The organism is Colwellia sp. MB02u-9, assembly GCF_014077085.1.
Taxonomy (GTDB): Bacteria; Pseudomonadota; Gammaproteobacteria; order Enterobacterales; family Alteromonadaceae; genus Cognaticolwellia.
Genome location: NZ_JACGVF010000098.1, coordinates 151,516 through 172,841 on the forward strand (window position 1 = coordinate 151,516; position 21,326 = coordinate 172,841).

The 21,326-nt window shown below is 40.0% G+C and carries 18 protein-coding genes and 1 tRNA gene; 10 read left to right on the forward strand and 9 right to left on the reverse strand.

Translation table 11 applies throughout. The annotated features are described in order from the left end of the window. Positions 1–237 precede the first annotated feature (237 nt). From H4J65_RS18315 to H4J65_RS14740, 3 genes are read right to left on the reverse strand one after another with little or no spacing between them, the layout of a single operon-like run. On the reverse strand, positions 238–345 hold the full coding sequence (locus tag H4J65_RS18315; protein ID WP_182198665.1) for a DUF2474 family protein: 108 nt from the start codon (positions 343–345) through the stop codon (positions 238–240). Continuing rightward, entirely contained in the window at positions 345–1,349 is a 1,005-nt protein-coding gene (gene cydB / locus H4J65_RS14735; RefSeq protein ID WP_182198666.1) for a cytochrome d ubiquinol oxidase subunit II, read from the reverse strand. Before cydB ends, H4J65_RS18315 begins: the two co-directional genes overlap by 1 nt. After that, entirely contained in the window at positions 1,339–2,784 is a 1,446-nt protein-coding gene (locus H4J65_RS14740) for a cytochrome ubiquinol oxidase subunit I (RefSeq protein ID WP_182198667.1), read from the reverse strand. Before H4J65_RS14740 ends, cydB begins: the two co-directional genes overlap by 11 nt. Before the next feature lie 115 nt (positions 2,785–2,899). On the opposite strand from H4J65_RS14740, the gene H4J65_RS14745 reads away from it, so the two are divergent. After that, entirely contained in the window at positions 2,900–3,382 is a 483-nt protein-coding gene (locus tag H4J65_RS14745; RefSeq protein ID WP_182136774.1) for an Rrf2 family transcriptional regulator, read from the forward strand. A gap of 293 nt (positions 3,383–3,675) precedes the next feature. On the opposite strand, the gene H4J65_RS14750 is transcribed toward H4J65_RS14745, so the two are convergent. Together H4J65_RS14750 and H4J65_RS14755 are read right to left on the reverse strand one after the other, a co-directional pair. Beyond that, a complete protein-coding gene (locus H4J65_RS14750) occupies positions 3,676–5,934 on the reverse strand; it encodes a bifunctional diguanylate cyclase/phosphodiesterase (protein WP_259363203.1) in 2,259 nt (752 codons plus the stop codon). Continuing rightward, complete coding sequence (locus H4J65_RS14755; protein WP_182198668.1) at positions 5,931–8,516, reverse strand: chemotaxis protein CheB; 2,586 nt, start codon at positions 8,514–8,516, stop codon at positions 5,931–5,933. The genes H4J65_RS14750 and H4J65_RS14755 overlap by 4 nt, the downstream gene beginning before the upstream one ends. Positions 8,517–8,906: 390 nt before the next feature. Here H4J65_RS14755 and H4J65_RS14760 point away from each other — a divergent pair, with 390 nt between their 5' ends. Beyond that, complete coding sequence (locus tag H4J65_RS14760; protein ID WP_182184685.1) at positions 8,907–9,320, forward strand: LexA family transcriptional regulator; 414 nt, start codon at positions 8,907–8,909, stop codon at positions 9,318–9,320. Next, positions 9,308–10,564: a Y-family DNA polymerase gene (locus tag H4J65_RS14765; RefSeq protein ID WP_182198669.1), complete on the forward strand. Its 1,257-nt coding sequence runs from the start codon at positions 9,308–9,310 to the stop codon at positions 10,562–10,564. The genes H4J65_RS14760 and H4J65_RS14765 overlap by 13 nt, the downstream gene beginning before the upstream one ends. Before the next feature lie 137 nt (positions 10,565–10,701). Here the strand turns inward: H4J65_RS14765 and H4J65_RS14770 are convergent. From H4J65_RS14770 to H4J65_RS14780, 3 genes are all read right to left on the reverse strand, one after another. Beyond that, positions 10,702–10,778: transfer RNA gene (locus H4J65_RS14770), tRNA-Pro, on the reverse strand. Between the two features lie 100 nt (positions 10,779–10,878). After that, positions 10,879–12,612 carry a DUF3413 domain-containing protein gene (locus H4J65_RS14775; RefSeq protein WP_182198670.1) on the reverse strand — a complete coding sequence of 578 codons (1,734 nt, stop codon included), beginning with the start codon at positions 12,610–12,612 and terminating at the stop codon, positions 10,879–10,881. 56 nt (positions 12,613–12,668) lie between these two features. Then, entirely contained in the window at positions 12,669–12,890 is a 222-nt protein-coding gene (locus H4J65_RS14780) for a DUF1414 domain-containing protein (RefSeq protein WP_182136768.1), read from the reverse strand. A 78-nt stretch (positions 12,891–12,968) separates the two neighbouring features. On the opposite strand from H4J65_RS14780, the gene yejK reads away from it, so the two are divergent. From yejK to H4J65_RS14805, 5 genes are all read left to right on the forward strand, one after another. After that, positions 12,969–14,087: a nucleoid-associated protein YejK gene (gene yejK / locus H4J65_RS14785; RefSeq protein WP_182198671.1), complete on the forward strand. Its 1,119-nt coding sequence runs from the start codon at positions 12,969–12,971 to the stop codon at positions 14,085–14,087. Between the two features lie 86 nt (positions 14,088–14,173). Beyond that, entirely contained in the window at positions 14,174–15,205 is a 1,032-nt protein-coding gene (gene pyrC, locus H4J65_RS14790; protein ID WP_182189605.1) for a dihydroorotase, read from the forward strand. A gap of 12 nt (positions 15,206–15,217) precedes the next feature. Next, positions 15,218–16,099, forward strand: coding sequence for a 6-carboxytetrahydropterin synthase (locus H4J65_RS14795; protein ID WP_182198672.1), 882 nt, complete (start codon positions 15,218–15,220; stop codon positions 16,097–16,099). Next, a complete protein-coding gene (locus H4J65_RS14800) occupies positions 16,092–16,934 on the forward strand; it encodes a M23 family metallopeptidase (protein ID WP_182136764.1) in 843 nt (280 codons plus the stop codon). The genes H4J65_RS14795 and H4J65_RS14800 overlap by 8 nt, the downstream gene beginning before the upstream one ends. A gap of 40 nt (positions 16,935–16,974) precedes the next feature. Continuing rightward, the gene (locus tag H4J65_RS14805) at positions 16,975–17,730 is read left to right on the forward strand and encodes an ABC transporter substrate-binding protein (protein ID WP_182198673.1); all 756 of its coding nucleotides are present in this window, start codon (positions 16,975–16,977) and stop codon (positions 17,728–17,730) included. Between the two features lie 441 nt (positions 17,731–18,171). Here H4J65_RS14805 and H4J65_RS14810 read toward each other — a convergent pair whose 3' ends face one another. Further along, a complete protein-coding gene (locus H4J65_RS14810) occupies positions 18,172–19,095 on the reverse strand; it encodes a LysR family transcriptional regulator (protein WP_182198674.1) in 924 nt (307 codons plus the stop codon). Positions 19,096–19,657: 562 nt separating this feature from the next. Between H4J65_RS14810 and H4J65_RS14815 the strand changes: the two genes are divergently transcribed. Continuing rightward, positions 19,658–20,380 carry a histidine phosphatase family protein gene (locus H4J65_RS14815; RefSeq protein WP_182198675.1) on the forward strand — a complete coding sequence of 241 codons (723 nt, stop codon included), beginning with the start codon at positions 19,658–19,660 and terminating at the stop codon, positions 20,378–20,380. 58 nt (positions 20,381–20,438) lie between these two features. Next, positions 20,439–21,206 carry an SDR family oxidoreductase gene (locus H4J65_RS14820; RefSeq protein WP_182184676.1) on the forward strand — a complete coding sequence of 256 codons (768 nt, stop codon included), beginning with the start codon at positions 20,439–20,441 and terminating at the stop codon, positions 21,204–21,206. Positions 21,207–21,326: the final 120 nt, after the last annotated feature.

Consider the following 21,326-nt stretch of genomic DNA (forward strand, 5'->3'; position numbering starts at 1 on the left):
ATCGTTCTTGTTGATATATAAAGGCGGCTGAATTTATTCAGCCGCCTTTTATTTTGTGCCTCACGGGCACACTTTCACTCCAAGGCCGCTATGAACACTCATACCAAATTGATTAATTACTTTCTTATTCTTAATGGTTAAAATGTAGTGATAGGTTGGACGGCTTAGCAACCAAAATCTGCTCGGTTTAATTTAACAAACCAAGCAAGTTTTAGTCAGACCCGATACAGCAAACCGTTAAAGAATTACTGACTTGATAAGCATAGCTACAATGCTCAGTGCTAAAACCCCAGCAAGCCAAATGCCAACAAACCAAGCTAGTTTTTTCCATTTTTGCCAAGCCATTAGTGATAGCCATCTTCAGGTTTTACTTTGCCCCGGAAAACCCAATATGCATAAGCGGTATAGATTAAAATAAGTGGCACTAAAACCATAGTCCCCACCAGCGTGAACTTTAAACTTGAATCAGGCGCTGCTGCTTCAGCAATTGTGAGACTTGGCGGTACAATATTAGGGTAAAAACTAACAAGAATACCGATAAAACTGAGGACAAATAAGCCCAGTGAGGCGAGAAATGGTTGCGCTTCTTTGTTTTGTTTTAACCCCATAAATAGCAACCAAGTACACAGCCCGACTAAAGCGGGAACCAACACACTAAAAATGCTACCTGGCAGTGTAAACCAACGTTGAAAATAAGCGGGGTCTTTGAACGGGGTGAGAATACTGACAACACCAATAAAACCTAGGGTAGCAATGCCTAACCATTTTGCATAACCGCGCATTCTAGCTTGTAGTTCACCTTCTGTTTTCATAATCAACCAAGTGGAGCCCAGCAAGCCGTAGCCAATGACAACGGCACAGCCGGTTAATAGTGAAAACGGGGTTAGCCAATCCCACCAGCCTCCAGCGTAGGCGCGATTTGACACTTCAATACCTTGCACCAAGGCCCCGAGCGAAATACCTTGAGTAAAGGCTGCTATAACCGAGCCTGCGAAGAAGGCAAAGTCCCAAACAGGCTTCCAACGAACAGTTCGCCAGCGATATTCAAAGGCAACGCCTCTGAAAATCAGTGCTAACAGCATCAGTATAATAGGCATGTACAAGGCTGGCATAATAACGGCATAGGCTAGAGGGAAAACGGCAAATAAACCACCGCCTCCCATGACTAGCCAAGTTTCATTACCGTCCCAAACGGGGGCAATGGTATTCATCATAACGGACTTATCTTGCTCTGATTTAGCCGACGGAAACAAAATACCTATGCCCAGATCAAAGCCATCTAAAATGACATAAGTGAGTACAGCGAAGGCGATAATCATCGCCCAGATAAACGATAATTCAAATTCCACGATTGTCTCCTTGCGCACTTGACTTAAGGTCTGCGGCAGTTGTTGCAATAAATTGGTTTTGTGCGGTCCGGGTAGGGCCGTCATTTATCTCAAGGTCTGACGTCGCTGTCGGTTTATTCATCAGTCTTAATATATAAAAAGTACCTGCACCAAAGACAAAGAAATAAACGATGATAAATGCGATTAGCGATACCGCAACCGCAGGCGCATCAATCGGTGCAAGACTGTCGGTTGTGCGCAATAGTCCGTAAACGGTGAAAGGTTGACGGCCGACTTCAGTAGTAACCCAACCTGCCAGTACGGCAACAAATCCCATGGGGCCCATAACAATTGTCGCCCGCTTTAACAAATCGTCATCATAAAGCTTGCCGCGAATGCGTCGCCATAAGCTCCATACGCCCAGTCCTAACATGGCAAAGCCTAGCAAAATCATAATACGGAAGCTCCAGAATATCACTGCAACAGGGGGTTCGTCTTCATCAGGAATAGTATCTAAACCTGCGAGCGGGGCGTTTAAGTCATGCTTTAAGATCAAGCTAGAGAGTTTGGGTATCTGAATAGCGTAATCAATCCTTTTTTCTTCTGAGTTAGGAATGCCAAATAAGATGAGCGGTCCACCCTCTGGGTGGCTGTCATAGTGTCCTTCCATCGCCATAACTTTGACTGGTTGATACTCTAAAGTGTTTAAACCGTGAAAGTCTCCCACAACAATTTGTAAGGGGGCGACAATAATTAACATCCACATCGCCATTGAAAACATGCGACGTGCAGCAGCATCAGCCTTGTTTCTTAGCAGGTGTAATGCACCAACAGCACCAACCACTAGCGCGGTTGTCAGAAAGGCAGCCATTACCATGTGTACTAAACGGTACGGAAACGAAGGGTTGAAAACAATCTGCCACCAGTCTTCTGGAATAAATTGCCCTACGTCATTAATACTATAGCCAACAGGCGTTTGCATCCACGAGTTGACTGATAAAATCCAAGTAGCTGACATCAAAGTGCCAAAGGCGACCATACACACTGCGAACATGTGTAGTCCATTACCCACGCGCTCACGTCCAAACAAAGCGATGCCTAAAAAACCCGCCTCTAAGAAGAAGGCAGAGAGTACTTCATAGGCCATAAGTGGCCCAAGTATTGGCCCAGTTTTATCTGCAAACACCGACCAGTTAGTGCCAAATTGATACGACATCACAATACCGGACACTACACCCATGCCAAAGGCAACCGCGAAAATTTTCTTCCAATAGTTAAACAAAAAAAGGTAAGTTTGATCATGTGTTTTTAGCCACAAGCCATTCAATACCGCTAGATAACTGGCCACTCCGATCGAAAAGGCTGGGAATATAATATGGAAGGAGACAGTGAATGCAAACTGCATTCTGGCAAGGGTCTCCGCAGTGAAGCTTTCCAACATAACTATAGTGCTCATATAAGTTGTATTTTAAATGTATGTTAAACTGATGTGGCAATAAAAGCAATATTGAAAATATAACTTTTAAATGTGACAATCAATAAAAGCCCAACATAAAAATAGAGAGCACCTGATGAAATTAACCAGTTATACCAACTATGCGATGCGTTGTTTACAGTTGGCCGCACTTAAAGCCCCTGAACTAGTGCGGGTAGATGACGTGGTTTTCATTCATGGCGTGTCACGCCCGCACATTGTCAAAGTGGTGCACGAGCTAGGCAAAGCCGGTTATTTAGAAACAGTGCGAGGACGTAATGGTGGCTTTCGGTTAAGCCGCCCGGCAGAAGAGATCATTGTCGGTGATGTTGTGCGTCTTACCGAAGGGCCATTAGATGTAGTGGAGTGTTTTAACCCTGAGAAAAACACCTGCCCGTTGATTGGTATTTGCAAGCTATCTAAAAAAATTCAGGAAGCAACTCATGCATTTATGGATGTGCTAGATGGTGTCACTATTGCTGACATTTCTGCGAATCGTATTCCGTTACTAAAGCGTATCGATTTGTTAGAAATTACTGGAAAACCAGCAATTTTTGCCAAGTCAGACCATGCTAATTGATACCCTTCACAAGTGAGCAATAACTTAATGTGATTGCTATTAAATGGCGGTAAGGCAGGAGAGAATACAATCGCATGTTGTCAAACAATCGCTAGTTTATGATATTGGCGACTATGAAAGAGATGACTGTAGGGTATTTACAGGTGAAAAATTAATAAATTTGTTGGCGATAAGCTGTTTTTTTGGTTTTTGAATATAGTGCTACAACCATGAAGTGCTGCAGCCATAAAGTGGGCCTAAGGTTAACTGCACTTTTATAGAAAAAAAGACCTGTTACTGCGAGGTTTTTAAGCTTATTGCGTTTGCCAACTCACATCAGGATTCCACTGATTAACCCAAGCAGGAATATCGCTTGCTGGCATAGGTTTGGCAATACCATTACCTTGAGCTAAGTCACAGCCCAGTTCTAGTATAGCCTTACAATGTTCAATTGATTCAACGCCTTCAGCAATTACGCCACGTTTGAATGACTTAGCTAAAGCTATTACGCTTTCAACAATGGCCAAATCTTCAACGTCAATTAGCATGTCTTGGACAAAACTCTGGTCTATCTTAATCATGCTGGCGGGTAAACGCCTAAGATAAGTGAGTGATGAATAACCGGTGCCAAAATCATCCAAGGCAAAGTTTACACCCAGCGCGATACAGTCATGCATGATGTTTGAGATATGGTTAATATCATCTAACGCACTGGTTTCCAGCACTTCTAGTTCTAAATAGCGAGGTTCAACATCGGGGTGGGCTGCTAGTAATGAGGTTAAGGTCTGTGTAAAGCTAGACTGTTGTAATTGAACCGCAGCAATGTTTACGCTTATGTTTAGGAGGCTAAGCCCCATTTTTTTCCATTCGCTGATTTGTGTCAGTGCGCTATCAATAACCCATTCACCCACCTCAATATTCATCGGGTTATTTTCAATAACGGGTAAAAAATCGATAGGGTTTAATAACCCTCGTTGAGGATGTTGCCAGCGAATAAGCGCTTCAACGCCTATCACTATTCCAGTCTTCATATTAACCTTAGGCTGATAATGAAGTACAAATTGATGATGGTCTAAGGCATTACGAATAGCTTCTAGGTTTTCTTGATGCATTTTAACCGCGTCATCTTGAGCGGTATCAAACAAATGATAACAATTTTTACCTGAACCTTTAGCTACATACATAGCTTGATCGGCATGGCGTACCAACTGGTCAGCATTGGCATTATCTTGTGGGTAAATCGTTATGCCAATACTGGCTGATAAATGGAAGATAACATTATTGACAGTAATCGGCTCAGACGCGGATAATAACAAGCGTTCTAATACCGGCTCACAATCTTCCACTTTGTCTAAATCAGTTAATACGGCGACAAACTCATCACCGCCAATGCGGGCTAAGGTATCACCCTCGCGTAACGCCTCTTTCATACGAACTGAGAGGGCAATGAGTAGTTTATCCCCCACGTCATGATCATGCATATCATTAACCGCTTTAAAACCGTCTAAATCTAGAAAAGCCACGGCAAGTAAATGCTTGTGACGACGGCACTGTAACATGGCTTGAGATAATCGGTCAGCCAGCAATACTCGATTGGGTAAATTAGTCAGTACATCGTAATGAGCTATTCTCTCTAGTTGAGTTTGATGCTCTTTCATCGGGGTAATATCGTTAGCTAAGGTGATATAATGGGTCGCGATGCCATGCTCATTGCACACCGCACTAATGGTCGTCATTTCAGCATACACTTCACCATTTTTACGCTTGTTCCAAATTTCACCAGACCAATTGCCATCTTTTTGCAGTGCTTGATCAATGTTGGAAAAAAATTCAGGGGTCTCTTGACTTGATTGGAGAAAACGCAGGTTTTGACCAATCGCCTCTTCACGACTATAACCTGTTATACGGGTGAAACTGTCGTTAACATCGATAATAATAGCATTACTATCGGTAATCGTGATGCCTTCTCTAGCATAAGTAAAGACACTGGCGGACAGTTTTTGCTCATTTTCAGCTTGTTTTCTTTCGGTAACGTCAATCAGTGCGGCAAGACAATCAGTGCCTGTAATACCCAGATTAGCTTCGATATTTAGCCAACGTGTTGTCTTGTTAACGCGAACTAATATCTCAAAAGATTGTATGCCCTTATGCTGAAATACTTTTGCCAAACAATCATTAAAAGTATGGCGATGAGGTATTGTGACGTAGTTGACAAAGCTTTTTCCGACTAAGTGAACGCGATCAATAGCCAATAAGTTCGCACCTCGTAAATTGACCTGAGTAATTTTACCTTGCAGATCAAAAGAAAAATAAGCAATGGGTGCAAACTCAAATAACTCAGTGTAGCGATAATGTAATTTTTCAGTTATCCGCGCTTGCTGCAACTCATCATTTTGCATTTCCAATTCAATTTGATGAACTTGCAGTTCGTGTAACAGCTTTAGGGTATCATTTTCGATAAGAACAGCTTTTTTGTTGTCCTTATTTTTTTTCACTTGTGCTTCAGCAAGCTGGCGTAACTCTTTGGGTGAGAGTTTCGCTAATAGTTTGGGTGGCTGTGTAGGCTTGGTCATATAGTTGGCTTTATTTTACGTAACTGTGATTCAAGCAGCTTGGCTTCGCTAATGTCAGTGAAGGTAATGACCACGCCGTCAATCACGTTTTCTTGTGTGGCATAAGGCATAATGCGCACCCTAAACCAACGATTATTACTGGCGGTTATTTCTTTTTCTATGAAAACCAGTGTGTCTAACACTTCCCGCGCATCTTTTTGTAGTGAAGTATAATCGAGCTCAGTAACTATGTCAGACAGTGGTCGACCGACATCACTCGGGATCAGCTTAAATAGGTGGGTGGCGTAGTTGGTGAATCGTCTTACACGTAGCCCATTATCGAGAAATATCGTCGCTATTTCTGTGCTATTAAGCAGGTTTTTCATGTCGTTGTTGACCCATGACAAATCATCAACTTTAGATTGTAGTTCGGTATTAACCGTTTGCAACTCTTCATTCATTGACTGCATTTCTTCTTTAGAAGTGGTCAATTCTTCATTGGTGGATTGCAACTCCTCATTGGTTGATTGTAACTCTTCATTGGTGGACCTGAGTTCTTCTTGTGCCGCCTGCATTTGTTCGCGAGTTGCTTCTATCTCATCGCGCGCATGTTGCAGTTCTAGCTGATTATTTTCTGCTGCTTTACCCTGATTTTTACTCGGCTGCGCGGTCGGTGCTAACACCTTGGTAAAAACCACCATCAGCAAACCCATTAAAGCTTTTGGCTTAGCAATGGCTTGCACCGTTAAGTTAATGGTTTCTTTGCCTACCATCAGGTTTTCAATAATAACTGGCGCTTCTTGTGTCTGCGCTTTTTTCATCGCGAGGTTAAGGTGCATGAGGAGTTCTTCATGCGCCATCACGTGAATATTCCAATTGGCCTTACCCGCCGAGGCTTCTAAATATTTACCCGTGCGACCATTGATATACATAATATCACCGGCAGCATTAACCAATACCGCTGCAGGCGAGTAATTTTGTAGTAGGATTTGGTCTGCCTGCGTTTGTAGGTTAATGATGTCTTTACTCATGTCGCGGGTTCTCTTGGGTTCATTGTGTATCAAAGATATAACAGGAAATATCCTTGAGGGAAAGTCGACATCCATTCGTTTTTTGGAAATATCGATACGGGTAAAAATCCGTGCACTATCGTTAAGTGCTAAGAACAAGTTGGTAAAATTACCTATGGTTTCGGCATTGCCCAACATCAAAATACCATGAGAATTCAATGCGTAGTGGAACAATGGAATTAACTTTTTTTGTAATTCTGGTCCAAGGTAAATTAGCAGATTACGGCAGGTAACAATATCTAACTTGGTAAATGGTGGATCCATGATGATATTCTGGGGTGCAAAGATGATCATGTCACGTATCTTCTTATTGATACGATAACCTCTATCATCTTTAATGAAATAACGCGCCAATTGTGTGGGCGTTATATCCGCCTCAATGCTTGCTGGATAAAAGCCTTGCCGGGCAATATTGATAGCATCTTCATCAAGATCGGTCGCAAAAATTTGTAGTTTAAAACGCGCTTTAGGCTTAATCTCATCTAAGACATCCATCATAGTCATGGCGAGTGAATAAGCCTCTTCACCGGTCGAGCAGGCGGTAACCCAAGCTCGAAGTTCTTTACCTTCAGGATAATTTTCTAATAGTGCTGGCAGCGAGCTTGACTTGAGTTGCGCCCAAACGTCTTTATCGCGAAAAAAATGGGTTACCCCAATTAACAGTTCTTTAAATAATAGGTCTTGTTCTTGTGGGTTCTCTCGCAGATAACGCGCATAAAGCGCTATATTTTCAAGTTGATGTAGGTCCATACGCCGTTCAATACGACGATAGATGGTATTTTTTTTGTACAGTGAGAAGTCGTTTCCTGTGCGTTCACGCAAGATAATAACGATTTGTTCCAATGTACTTTTTGATTTGATTTCTAACCTTGGTTCAATATCTTTTGGGGCAATACGAGGGCCATGTTTGAGCCCACTCAGTATATGTTCGGGTAATTCTTTAGCGGGGGCAACGATGTCGATTAATTCTGCATTAATGGCGCTTTGAGGCATAGAAGCAAATTTTGCAAATTCAGGCGACTGGGCCAGAGACAGACCAGCATTTTGTTTGATGGCATGTAAACCTAGGGTGCCATCAGAACCCATGCCAGAAAGAATAACGGCCACAGCATGTTCGCGCTGATCACTGGCAAGCGATCGAAAGAAAAAATCAATCGGTAAGCGTAATCCGCAACTAAGCACGGGCTCAAACAAAAATAATGACCCGTGCAAAATGGATAAATCTTTGTTGGGAGGAATTACATAAACACAATTTCCCTGTACTTTCATGTGGTTGCGAGCTTCTTTGACTATCATTTGCGTAGTACGTTGCAACAACTCAGCCATGATGCCTGTGCGAGAGGGATCTAAGTGCTGGATAACGACAAACGCCATATCGGAAGGCGTTTGTACCTGAGTAAAAAAGTCTTCCAATGCTTCTAAACCGCCCGCAGAAGCACCGATGCCGACAATATTGGATGGTTTTTTTAGAGCATTCAACCGACGGGAGTCACTGGCAGTACTTGGTTTTGTGGTTTTTATTTTATTTTTCATTAAGGTATATTTATTTTTTGCTCCATTACATTATAGTAAACTAATATATTAAGTAGTGTGCAATAAATTTTGGAAAGTTTTTATAAAAAACCTCGTGTTTGTCCCCGTGTTTTGCTATGAGACCGACGTTAACACAATGCGCTAAAGAATAACGACATTTAAAATAGCCAGGTTAAAAGGGCGCAGTAAAGTTTCAGTCAAGTTGTGTTTGCTACTGAGTTATAAAATATTTTAAAGCAAAGTTAATATAGACAACGTTAATATAGACAAAGTGACAAGCGCCAGCTTTATTTTATCCATCAGAAAAACGGTATGAGCAGTTAACAAAAAGCTTCCTCAATTTTACGCCTTAACCTATACTGGTTAAATGTACAGTATAGGTTGTATTTTATGAAAGTTATTCCCATTTTTATTGAGGCGGGTATATCCGGCTTTGAATCACCTGCAGCTGAATATAAAGAACTCGGCTTATCGTTAGATCAACTCTTGATAGCACACCCCGATGCCACCTTTATCGGTTTGGCGCAAGGGCAGTCGATGCAAGAGGTTGGCATTTTTGATGGTGATTTATTGCTAGTCGATCGTAGCGAGCCAGTAAAAGATGGTGATGTTATTGTGGCGAATTACAATGGCTGTTTTACTTGTAAACTTATTGATAAAAAAAACGCTAGGCTATTATCTGCATCGTTCAAGCATCAACCGGTCAGCATTACACCTGAGGATGAATTTCAAATAGAGGGAGTCGTTACCCGTTCAATTCGTTTGCATCGACAGCTAAGGGAGTTAAGCGCATGTATGCGTTAGTTGATGCGGTATCTTTCTACGCGTCTTGTGAGAAGGTGTTTGACCCCTCAATCAGAAATCGGCCTGTGGTCGTACTAACAAATAACGATGGCTGTATATGTGCTGTGTGTCCAATTGGTCGGCGTTTAGGTATACCAAAATTTAAACCCTATTTTCAAATTAAACATTTTTTAGCCAAACACCATGTGGTTGTTCGCTCGTCTAACTATGAGCTATATGCGGATCTCAGTGACAAAATGATGAATGTTATTGGCCGTTTCTGCGATAACCAATATGTTTACTCGATTGACGAGTCTTTTCTACAATTTAAAAACTATAACCAAATTATTAATGATTGGCATAAATATGGCCATGAAATACGACGTGCGGTTTGGCAGGAAACGCGTTTGCCGGTGGGTGTTGGCTTTGGCTCAACGCCGACATTAGCGAAAGCCGCAAACCACGCAGCTAAAAAATTAGCGGGCTATAACGGTGTGGCAGTTGCAGATGATGTCACGTCACGTAAAGACATATTATCAAAAATGGCGGTGACTGACGTGTGGGGCATTGGTAGTCGATTAGGCAAGCGTTTAAACGTGTTGGGAATAAATTCCGCTTGGGATTTAGCCAACCAGTCACCTAAAATTATGCGCAGCCAATTTAGCGTTATGGTTGAACGAACGGTTAACGAGTTAAACGGTATAGTTTGTTTAAACTGGGATGAAGTTAAGCAGGCAAAAAAAGAAATATTTTCCACTAGAAGCTTTGGTCAACGGATAAATGAAGAACATCAATTAAAAGCGGCTTTAGTGAGCCACGGCGCCATTGTAGGTCGTAAACTAAGACAACAGCATTCGCGCGTAAAACGGCTGGTGATATCCGCTGCTAGCTCGCCTCATGATGATAATTATTACCACAAATCGATAATTTATGAATTTTTAGTGGCAACAGATAACACCCTAAGTATCGCGAACGCTATATCAGCCGTTTTTGATTGTGTTTATGCCGGCGGTGTTAACTTTTATCGTTGTGGGGTAGGAGCCATTGAGCTTGAAAATACTCAATTTCAACAAGGTGATTTGTTTTCGCTAAATGAAGAAGATCCAGAGCTAATGCGCTGTTATGACGGGATAAATAATCGTTACGGTAATTATACGTTGCAATTAGCCGTACAAGGTAAAATTGATAAGTGGCATATGCGACGTGAATTTCTTTCGCCAAGCTTTACGAGTAAGTGGCGAGATATACCTAAAATTAGCTGTTAAGGTTTATCTTGGTCATTTATCTTGGTCAATAAGCGATAAAACATGAGTAGATAATTAATCAACTGGGTATTACATCGAGTTAACATATAACAGTTACAAAAAAGCCCTGTCAAGACAGGGCTTTTTTGCTCTAAATGTGGTCGGAGTAGCAAGATTCGAACTTGCGACCTCACGTCCCCCAGACGCGCGCGCTACCAAGCTGCGCTATACCCCGATTGATAAGCTTAATGGGGATAAAAGCTTATGTGGGCTATATTAATGATTTATCGCTCGAATGCAATTAAAAAACATCATCAATTGAGTTAAGCGTCTAATTATTGTACGTTATTCAATTGTTTATCCACTTGTTCATCGAATTGTTTACTAAATTGCTTAATAAAGTGAACACCATCAATCATTAATGGAAAATCAGGCTTTGCCGTAATAGGGGCGGCCAGTTGAATAGAATAACTTTGAAAGTTACCATTTTGGTCAACAAACATCGATTTATCTTTATTAAACACTACAATGCCGTTGTCCATGGTATTAGCAATAATACGGTCATTATTTAATTTTTTGATATCAGTACCGTTGCTATAGCTTGTGGCTTTAATATCGCAGTTTAGCCAGTTTTTAATCAGCGTAGGTTGCATATCCATATGACTGGTGAGTTTATTAATTGATTTATTTTTACTTGCCGGTAAAACCAATAGCGCAGGTTTAATCGATAAACTTGTTTCTGTGGTGCTATTACCAATAGAGCTGATCCAAAGGATATCCTTGAGTTGCTTATCGCCTCGTTGGTTATTTTGCACCGACATTAAAGCGTCTAAAAACAGTTCAAACTGATAGCTATTGTTACCTTTAAAATAAAACACGTGTAAACCTGGGGCGTAACTATTGAGTTTATCCGCAAATATCAAACTCGATATATCGGCTAGTTTTGTTACTGTTGGAAATAGTTTATGGGTCAGGCTTAACAAACCATCGGTATTAATGACTGAGGCTTCATTGTGATCTTCACCGACAATAGTAAGTGATGTGGCTAAATCTTTCTGAGCCATAATTTGAAATAATAGTGGTTGTGCTTGCTGTTCGAACAAGGCTTTTTGGTAAATACTTGGCAAGCTATAAAACAAGTTAAACCAGGCTTCTTTTGGTGACGCGTTATCAATATGATTGTCTAGCGATAGTACACCTTGCTTGGTTCTTTGTTTTATTTTATCTAGTTGTTGAGTTTGCAATATTTGGTCTGTAATCACCATGAAAACCGACTGTTTTAATTTGGTGTCATTGAGACATTGGCCTTGATAAAGCGGGTACTGGGGTACGGCATCTGTAAAGGCAAGCGGGCTAGTGCGACGGGCAATATAATCCACTTGATCGAACATACCGTATTTGGTTAATAAGGTTTTGGCGGTTGATGGATAAGACAAGGGCAATACTGTGTCTTGGCGTAATACGTCATATTCCAGGTTGGCATCAGCCCAAATATGAATAATATGACTAAAAAAGAAAAAGCTTACCAGAGGAATAACGATAAAGCGCGCAAAAATAGTTTTTTGTAATTCTTTTAGGTGTTTCCAAGCATAATTTGACGCTATCAGTTCAAATGATAATATCACCATGGTCAATACTAGACTAACAAACCAGAACGCTCGGCTATTTTGTTGTATTTCGTTATTAATAAGGTCAAGTATGGGCGCACTTGATGAAATATTTAAATGATAGCCTAAGCGGGTATAGATAAATGCGTCGAGCAGCAAAAGCAATAACTGGGCACTAAAAATGATAGAAGCGACCACCCGAATAAATCGGGTTCGAGGAAACAACAGGGTGATTGGAAACAAAATGAGCACAAAACTCATAAAAGTTAAGAAAGCTATATGGCTTAACCAAGTGGTGACTAAGTAGGTTTGCCCTAACAAAGTGTCAGGCATTGCTTCACTAAATACATAAATTGACGATAATAAGATCGCCGCAATAATATTAAAAAAAGTGAACCAGTGGCTCCAGCTAATTAACTGTAATAGTCGCTTACTATAGGGTTTTGATTCAAATGAAACCATTGCGTCGTTTAATTCTCTTATTATTTTTTATGAATGTCGCTGATTATTTATACGTTTTATTTAGAATTTTGTATAGATTGTTTTAATGCCTTGGTAAAATTGTCTACTATTGCCTCTCGTTCCTTTTTCGGCACATTATTTGTAATAATTTCTGTTAGGGTATTTCCTAGGCACATTAGCGCTAGATCAGGGGTTGCAGACTCGTTAACGAGTACATCAAGCAAATCTTTAATAATTTTTTCTACACGTTCGTTGGAATACTTGGATACAATGGGCATCTTATACACTTAATGGTAATTTAATAAACAGACATAAGTTTATCAAATGCCCGAACAATATAATACTGACCTTTATCTATGAGCTTAATAATTTCGAATATTGCACTGCATTTTTTAACAAAAAAAGAAGAAACTGGCGAAGTTGTACTCAGGTTAGGTCCTGAGAATGTTGCAGCTAGCAGCAAAATTGAAAGTTTTGTTGATGCACTACATAAAATTTACAACAGCAAAGGCAGTAAGGCCTACGGACATTTTTCTGCTATGCCAGCCCAAGGCGACAAAGCCCGATTTGTTGATATTATGGAAAGCTATTTAGGTGATTCACAAAGTTTTCATGAATTTAGTAGCCAAGCGGGAAATTTACTTAAAAATGAATTAGAAAAATATGACCTGGCAGAAACCGGTTATTTAATTGTTTGTCATTACGAGTATATGGGTGGACGCTACTTACTCGTGGCGATAATTCCTATTTCTGAACATTATTCAGTTGACGGTGATTTACATATTTCAGCTGATCAACACCTTGATACCAATAAGCTTCAGTTAGCGGCTCGCATCGATTTATTCGATTATCAGAATAATGCCCAAGGTAACCGTTATATTTCTTTTATTAAAGGTCGCGCGGGCAGAAAAGTGTCTGACTTTTTCTTAGATTTTTTAAGCTGTGAAGAAGGCTTAAACTCAAAGGAACAAACCCAAACCTTAGTGCAAGCGGTTGAAGATTATGTTGCAGTTAATCAATTTGACGCCAATGAAAAACAACACAGCCGTAAAGAACTCCTAAGTTACTGCAAAGAGCAAAAAGAGTCGGCGCAAGATGTTTCATTGCAAGAAATAAGTGATGTGATTAAAACCGAAGAGAGCGGCCAAGACTTTTATAAGTTTTGCCAAGAGCAATCATACCCCATTGAGGAATCGTTTCCTCATGATCAGGCCGTAGTAAATAAAGTCACTAAATATGCGGGTTATGGTAACGGTATCAGTTTAAGCTTCGAGCGTAGTCATTTTGGCCAAGATGTGGTTTATAATCCAGCCAATGAAAGTATTACCATTTATAAAGTGCCGCCAAATTTAAAAGATCAACTACTAGCGTTATTAGAAAGTAATGCTAACCAGAGCGCTAGCCAAGGCCAAGCCATAACGTCAGGACTAAGCACAGAAACAGAAAGCTCAGAAAGTTCAGAAGACGAATACTAGTATTAGCTCAAGCTAAGCTAATAAGTGATAAAACATATTGCCTACACACGGCAGTAGCAGATGAATAGATGACATTAGGAAAGAAAATGACCACATTAACCATTACTCGACCAGACGACTGGCATGTACATTTGCGCGATGGCGCCAGCTTAAATAACACAGTTGCTGATATTAGCCGCTATTTTGGCCGCGCTATTATTATGCCAAACCTAGTACCACCGGTAACCAATGCTGAATTAGCGCGTCAATATCATCAGCGTATTATGGCGGCAAAGCCGAGTGCACAGTTCCAACCGCTAATGGTGTTGTATTTAACCGATCAAACCAGCGCAGAAGATATTAAAGCGGCAAAAGCCTCAGGTATTGTTTATGCGGCCAAGCTTTACCCAGCAGGAGCGACAACAAATTCTTCATCTGGCGTAACTAACATCGACAATCTTGCCCCCGTATTTGCGGCGATGGAAGCCGAGAACATGCCGTTGTTGGTGCATGGCGAAGTAACCAGTCACGATATTGATATTTTTGACCGTGAAGCGGTCTTTATCGATACTATATTGCGGCCACTAGTGGCAAAGCATCCGACATTAAAAATAGTGTTAGAGCATATCACCACCAAAAATGCGGTTGATTTTGTTAAAGCCGCGGGTGACAACGTAGCCGCCACCATTACCGTTCATCATTTATTATTTAATCGTAACCACATGTTAGTGGGCGGTATTCGTCCACATTATTATTGTTTGCCAATATTAAAACGTAATATTCATCAAGACGCCTTAGTTGCCGCGGCGACCAGTGGCAGTGATAAATTTTTCTTAGGTACAGATTCTGCGCCGCATTCACAACATGCAAAAGAGAATGCTTGTGGTTGTGCCGGTGCTTACACCGCACATGCTGCTATCGAGTTATATGCTGAAGCATTTGAACAAGCCGGTGCGCTTGATAAGCTTGAAGGTTTTGCTAGTTTACATGGTCCTAAATTTTATAATTTACCGGTAAACACTGATAAAATAACCCTAGTTAAAGCCGCATGGACTGTACCGGCCACCATGGCTTTTGGTAACGACGAAGTGGTGCCTATTCGCGCGAATGAAACCATTGCTTGGCAAGTTAAGTTGTAGGAGAGTTATTAAATGCAGTTATTTGTAAATGATTTAACCGTTATCGACTTCTCGTACTGTTGTGCTGAACGTGGCATTGTGGGCGAAAGTTGGATTGTTGATGTTTTGCTTGAGGGTAGTTTAAATGAAATGAGTATGGTGCTTGATTTTGCTGTGGTTAAAAAGCAAATTAAGGCCATTATAGATGATGCGGTTGATCATAAGTTATTATTGCCCATGCAAAGTAACACCGTTAGTGTGGAAGTATCCTCTCATCGAGCAGGTCATGAATTTGTCAATTTCAGTGCTAAGCAGAGTAGCTACTATTTACAATCACCGAGCTGTGCATTTGCCAAAATAGATACCAAGCAAATAGACATCGCGGCGGTGACAAATTATTTAACCGATATAATTTTGAGTCATTTACCAAAAAATGTCCAAGGTTTGATACTAAAATTACGGCCAGAAAATATTGATGGTGCTTATTATCACTATACCCATGGTTTAAAATTACATGACGGTAATTGTCAGCGTATCGCCCATGGTCATCGTTCAAAAATTCATATTTATAAAAATGGTCAACGCTCAGCAGCACATGAAGCGGCTTGGAGTTCACGTTGGCAAGATATATATCTTGCTAGTGAAGCTGACCGCATGGCGTTAAGTGAGATAGAATTGTCAGCTACAGCTATGGCTAATTTAACGCCCGATCACCAATTATTTTCTTACTTTGCGCCACAAGGTCGATTTGATATTGCCGTGCCAAGTAACATTTTAGATGTGGTTGATTGCGACTCAACGGTTGAATTATTGGCTGACTTTATTTTGCGCCAACTTAAAAAGCAAGCTCCGAACGATGAATTTAAAGTGGTTGCTTTTGAAGGTGTTGCTAAAGGAGCTATAGCTAATGGCTAAACAGTGTTCATTATTATTAATACTCACCTTTACAGCTAGTTTACTGGCCACGCAAGAGGTGTCAGCAAAAACGTCAACTCAAACGCAGCTGAGTGAGCAGTTTTTTCAAGGGGCGTTAATTGTAGGTAAAACAGCGCCAGAAAATAAAGTCATGCTTAATGGTAAAGTGATTAAGGTTTCTTTAAACGGCGACTATGCCTTAGGCTTCAGCCGAGATGAAAAAAATAATAGTGAACTCACCATCATTAGCCCAAGTGGCGTAATTGAACAGCAGATATTAAAACCGCTAAAACGTGAATACAATATTCAACGGGTTGAAGGTATTGCTAAAAGCATTATGAACCCTAACAAAAAGGCCAATATTCGTGTTAGGGAAGATAATAAAAAAATTAAAGCCGCTCGAAAAATTGACAGTAACTTAATCGCCTTTGCTCAGGGATTTATTGCCCCTATTGAAGGAGTAATTACCGGCGTTTATGGTAGTCAACGTTATTATAACGGCGTGCCTAAATGGCCACATTATGGTTTAGATTATGCAGGCGATACAGGCGACGCTGTTAAAGCGCCTGCCGATGGCACTGTGCTGATGTTTGTCTCTGATATGTTCTACTCAGGTGGCACAATGATCATAGATCATGGCCATGGTGTTAGTTCAACATTTTTGCATTTAAGCGCTTCATATGTCAGTGTTGGCGACAAAGTAAGCAAAGGACAACTGGTCGCTGCTGTTGGCGCGAGTGGTCGAGCGACAGGCCCACACTTAGATTGGCGCATAAATTGGTTTAATATGCGCTTAGATCCAGCATTAGTCTTAAAGCTCAAACCGTTGAAATAAAAATAAAAATAATTTAGCTAAGGTCATAAGTGAGGTTACTATGAAAAAATTTCTCCTCTTAGTTTGTTTAATGGTAAATTTTACTAGTGATGCCAAAAATTTCTATGCTGGCTGGGAACTTTGGTTTCCTTATCAATATCGTAATAGCCAGCAAGAGCTTGTCGGCTTAGATTTCGAAATTTTCAACACAATATTTGCCAAAGTTGGTTATACCGCAGAATATACTGAATTACCCTGGAAGCGACATTTACACTATATAAAAACCGGTGAAATGGATGTTGCTATGGGCGCGTCATTAAGCGAAGAAAGACAGCGTTACGCTATATTTAGTGAAGCTTATAGACAAGAGACAGTGAATTTATTTGTTAGAAATGGCCAAGCTGATAATATTAAGTTAGGTGGTTTATCAGACTTAACCAACAGCAATTACATGATTGGTATCGAAAGTGGTTATTATTACGGTGATGAATATCAAGCATTAATGAAAACGGCTGGATTTCAAGAACATATTATTGAAGTTGTTGATATTGAAGAGAATGTTAAATTACTATTAGCCGGGCACATTGATGGCTTTTTGGTTGATCCGGCCACCATTAAAGCCTTCTCTGACAAGTACAAAATGGCTGGAGAGTTTGAAAAGCATGCTTTAAGTATTTACCAGGCAGACATTCATATTATTTTTAGCAAAAAATCAGTTAAACCTGACGTGGTTACAGCGATTAATCAGGCCATTGGTGATTTAAAAAAATCGGGTGAGTTAGATAAAATAATTAATAAATGGAACCAACTTAATTAAGTGTAAAATCAGTTTTCAATACTGGGTTTCAATACGGATGAATAAATGTAAAGCCACACTTGTTGGCTGTTAAGTTAGACCGGTTCCGGTAAAAAATAATATAAACATCTTATCTGAGCTTTAAAGCTGACTTCTCCGAGTCGGTGTTCACTGTTTTAAATCTTAGCCTGTCTAGGCTAGCCAACCCAATAGACTAAATTTCAAGGTTAGTATTATTTTCTTATTAATACCAATCTCACTAATTATCTGATCATTTTTACGGGTTAAAATAACCCACTACTGCGTTATTTATTTAATCATTAGAACAACTCGTTATTAAATAAATGCCTTCTATTTGGCCATTATTCCTGTGTATAAAGTAGACCACCTAATTAATGAAATGGGCATAAGTTTATTGCCGCCATTGTTTTCGGTAAAGTGTTTTCTGTTAAGTGTTTTCGGTTACGTATTTTGGCCATTAAGTGTTGAACTGGTCGATGTAGTTTGAATAATTTTATTTCTTAACCATTTATTGGCGGGGTCAAAATCGACATTGCTGTGCCAATATAAATGTACGTCAATATCGTGCAAACTCACGGGTAAGGAAAATACCTGCAAATCAAGCAGCTGGCTGTACATTTTGGCTGTTGTTTCGGTCAGAGTTAGCAACATGTTGTTATCGGCAATAACTTGGCAGGCAGAAAAGGCATGCTGACACCTCAAGCCAATTTTTCGTTGTAGTCCTAACCGTCCTAACTCAAAATCTTCAATACTTAATCCTACTGTGCGAGATGAAACCAGTACATGCTCTTGTGCGAGGTAGGTCGCTAAATCAAGTGTCGATTTTACAATTGGGTGGTTTTTTCGTGCTAGCACCACTAATTTGCTTTGATCTAATTGGGTATGCAAAATATTGTCACTAACCGGCAATAAGGTGTCTATCGCTAAATCAATATCACCACTGGCCAATTTGTTTTCCAATTCATGACGATTGACTCGGCGACTACTTTGTAAATTAATTAAAGGCGCTTCTTTTCTGATGCGCTGCATTAAAGGGGGTAAGTATGAGGCTTCTAAAGCGCCATGTAACGAAACATTGAAGTTATTACGCGAGACCAAAGGTTCAAACTGTCTAGACTGCGCCAAGCAAACTTTTAATTGTTGTAAGGCTTCACGCACATCGGCAATAACATTATTGGCAACCGGTGTTGGCCGCATCTGGTTACCTTGACGAATAAATAAAGCATCATCAAAATTATGCCGAAGTTTACTTAATGAATGACTCACGGCAGGTTGCGATAAGTTAAGGGCTGAAGCCGCTTTGGTAATATTTCCTTCGCAGTAAATCGCTTCAAACACCACAAATAGATTTAAATCTACTTTCATACTTTCTCCATTTAATTTAGCAAGCATTAAGCCACTATGGGTCATGTTATTATTTTAATCTATGTGCATTTTTGGCTACTAGTTAGCTAGAACTATTCATTTTTTACTTATGGTATTAAGACAGATAAAAAATAGCTCGCTGTAGATCTTTGTTAACTCACTAGGTTAATAGCTGGTTTAACCGTTGACGGACTAAAGTCCGACCTACAAAAAATCACCCACAATTGTATTATCATCCGTAAAAGCATAATCATTGATACCAAGGCAATTAATAACAAGCCAATTAAAATAGTGTCAAGGGTGATGCGTTATTCTTTAGTTATGTTACAAGTAATCCACCTTATTATCTATTCATAATTTGAATAGTAAGTTATAAGAACTATTCATTTGCTTAATTTTTTGCGGGCACTTAGCATAGATTAATCGCGTTAAGCTGATATTTTAATCATGACAATGGCAAGTAATAAACAGATAAGCAATAAAGTGGTAAGCAATAAAATGATCATAAAAGAATATTTAAATTTAATGCAAAACCAATACGTTATGGCAGCAGCCTAGTTTTATGGCCGCTATTTATCTGATTCGTCATGGCCAAGCCTCATTTGGTAAAGCTGATTATGATCAGTTATCCCAAAAAGGGGCAATGCAATCTCAGTTATTGGGTAAGTGTTGGCAGTCATTACCTGCACCTGAGCACATTTTTTCGGGCGATTTACTGCGCCATGAACAAACCCTTGAAAATTTTTTATTGGGGTATCAGGGTGATAAGCCCGCGAGGATTTTACATTCAGGTTTTAATGAATTTAACCATGTAGAAGTGCTGACACGTTATGATGCCCAATGGAGAAATTTTGCTGATAAGGTAGCAAAAACCAATCAGTTAGCCAACGCCAATCAGGTTTTTCAAGCAGAATTTTCACTGGCAATTAAACGCTGGGTTGGTGGCGCATACGACAGTGATTATATTGAGAGCTGGCCACAATTTAAAAAACGTTGTATCACAGCTTTGCAAGACGTTATTAACCAAGCATTAATGATTAAAAAACCTTTAAATAACGCCAAAGGGTCAAACGATATATGTATTTTTACCTCGGGCGGAACAATCTCTGTGCTTGTTCAACATATATTAGGGTTATCAGATCAAAATACACTGGCCATCATTCAACAGTTACGTAATACCGGTGTGACCAAATTACTCTTTTCAAAAAAAAACTTAAGCATTGATTATTTTAATAATTATAGTCATTTAACCCAAGCAGGTGCTGACTGGGTTACGTTTAGGTGAGATAAGCGTTAAGAGACAAGTGTAAATAAAGACAAAATTTATAACAAGGAATGAAGATATGAGTACCAATTTATTTGATTTAACAGGAAAAATTGCTTTAGTTACCGGTGCAAGCAGAGGCATTGGCGAGCATATCGCTAAACTGCTCGCAGAAAACGGCGCTCATGTTATTGTCTCGAGTCGTAAAATAGCAGGTTGCCAAGCCGTTGTTGAGCAAATTATTGCCGCGGGTGGCAGTGCACAAGCCATTGCTTGTCATATTGGTGAAATGGAGCAGATAGAAGCCATATTTGCTCAAATTTCAGCAGAGCACGGTAAGCTAGATATATTAGTGAACAATGCCGCGACAAATCCATACTTTGGCCATGTATTAGATACTGATTTAGCGGTGTTTCAAAAAACGGTTGACGTTAATATTCGTGGCTATTTTTTCATGTCAACGATTGGCGCTAAATTGATGAAAGCAAATAACGGTGGGGCGATTGTTAACGTGGCCTCTATTAATGGTGTTATACCGGGTGATTATCAAGGTATATATTCTATTACTAAAGCTGCGGTTATTTCGATGACCAAAACTTTCGCGAAAGAATGTGCCCAATTTAACATTCGTGTTAATGCCATATTACCCGGTGGCACAGACACTAAGTTTGCTTCTACCTTAGTTAATAATCCAAAAATATTAGCACAAATGTTACATCACGTGCCGATGAAGCGAGTGGCTCAGCCTGAAGAAATGGCGGGTACTGTATTGTACTTGGTTTCCAACGCTTCAAGCTACACCACAGGTACGGCGATTAATGTTGATGGCGGCTATTTGATTGGCTAGGTAATAGCCCTTTAAATTTATATCACAAGCGTCAATTAGTGTTGGCTCCGGCTGTTAGACTTATTGTCGCCACTTTAGTTAATTTACGCAGAGCAAATAAAAATGAACGAGTTTAGGGAA

Coding starts and splice junctions, on each gene's coding strand:
- H4J65_RS18315 (WP_182198665.1), bottom strand. CDS start 345: ATGGCTTGGCAAAAATGGAAAAAACTAGCTTGGTTTGTTGGCATTTGG.
- yejK (WP_182198671.1), top strand. CDS start 12,969: ATGAGCTTAATAATTTCGAATATTGCACTGCATTTTTTAACAAAAAAA.
- H4J65_RS14810 (WP_182198674.1), bottom strand. CDS start 19,095: ATGAAAGTAGATTTAAATCTATTTGTGGTGTTTGAAGCGATTTACTGC.
- H4J65_RS14800 (WP_182136764.1), top strand. CDS start 16,092: ATGGCTAAACAGTGTTCATTATTATTAATACTCACCTTTACAGCTAGT.
- H4J65_RS14805 (WP_182198673.1), top strand. CDS start 16,975: ATGAAAAAATTTCTCCTCTTAGTTTGTTTAATGGTAAATTTTACTAGT.
- H4J65_RS14765 (WP_182198669.1), top strand. CDS start 9,308: ATGTATGCGTTAGTTGATGCGGTATCTTTCTACGCGTCTTGTGAGAAG.
- H4J65_RS14755 (WP_182198668.1), bottom strand. CDS start 8,516: ATGAAAAATAAAATAAAAACCACAAAACCAAGTACTGCCAGTGACTCC.
- H4J65_RS14750 (WP_259363203.1), bottom strand. CDS start 5,934: ATGACCAAGCCTACACAGCCACCCAAACTATTAGCGAAACTCTCACCC.
- H4J65_RS14775 (WP_182198670.1), bottom strand. CDS start 12,612: ATGGTTTCATTTGAATCAAAACCCTATAGTAAGCGACTATTACAGTTA.
- H4J65_RS14795 (WP_182198672.1), top strand. CDS start 15,218: ATGCAGTTATTTGTAAATGATTTAACCGTTATCGACTTCTCGTACTGT.
- H4J65_RS14780 (WP_182136768.1), bottom strand. CDS start 12,890: ATGCCCATTGTATCCAAGTATTCCAACGAACGTGTAGAAAAAATTATT.
- H4J65_RS14815 (WP_182198675.1), top strand. CDS start 19,658: ATGGCCGCTATTTATCTGATTCGTCATGGCCAAGCCTCATTTGGTAAA.
- H4J65_RS14820 (WP_182184676.1), top strand. CDS start 20,439: ATGAGTACCAATTTATTTGATTTAACAGGAAAAATTGCTTTAGTTACC.
- H4J65_RS14760 (WP_182184685.1), top strand. CDS start 8,907: ATGAAAGTTATTCCCATTTTTATTGAGGCGGGTATATCCGGCTTTGAA.
- H4J65_RS14740 (WP_182198667.1), bottom strand. CDS start 2,784: ATGAGCACTATAGTTATGTTGGAAAGCTTCACTGCGGAGACCCTTGCC.
- pyrC (WP_182189605.1), top strand. CDS start 14,174: ATGACCACATTAACCATTACTCGACCAGACGACTGGCATGTACATTTG.
- H4J65_RS14745 (WP_182136774.1), top strand. CDS start 2,900: ATGAAATTAACCAGTTATACCAACTATGCGATGCGTTGTTTACAGTTG.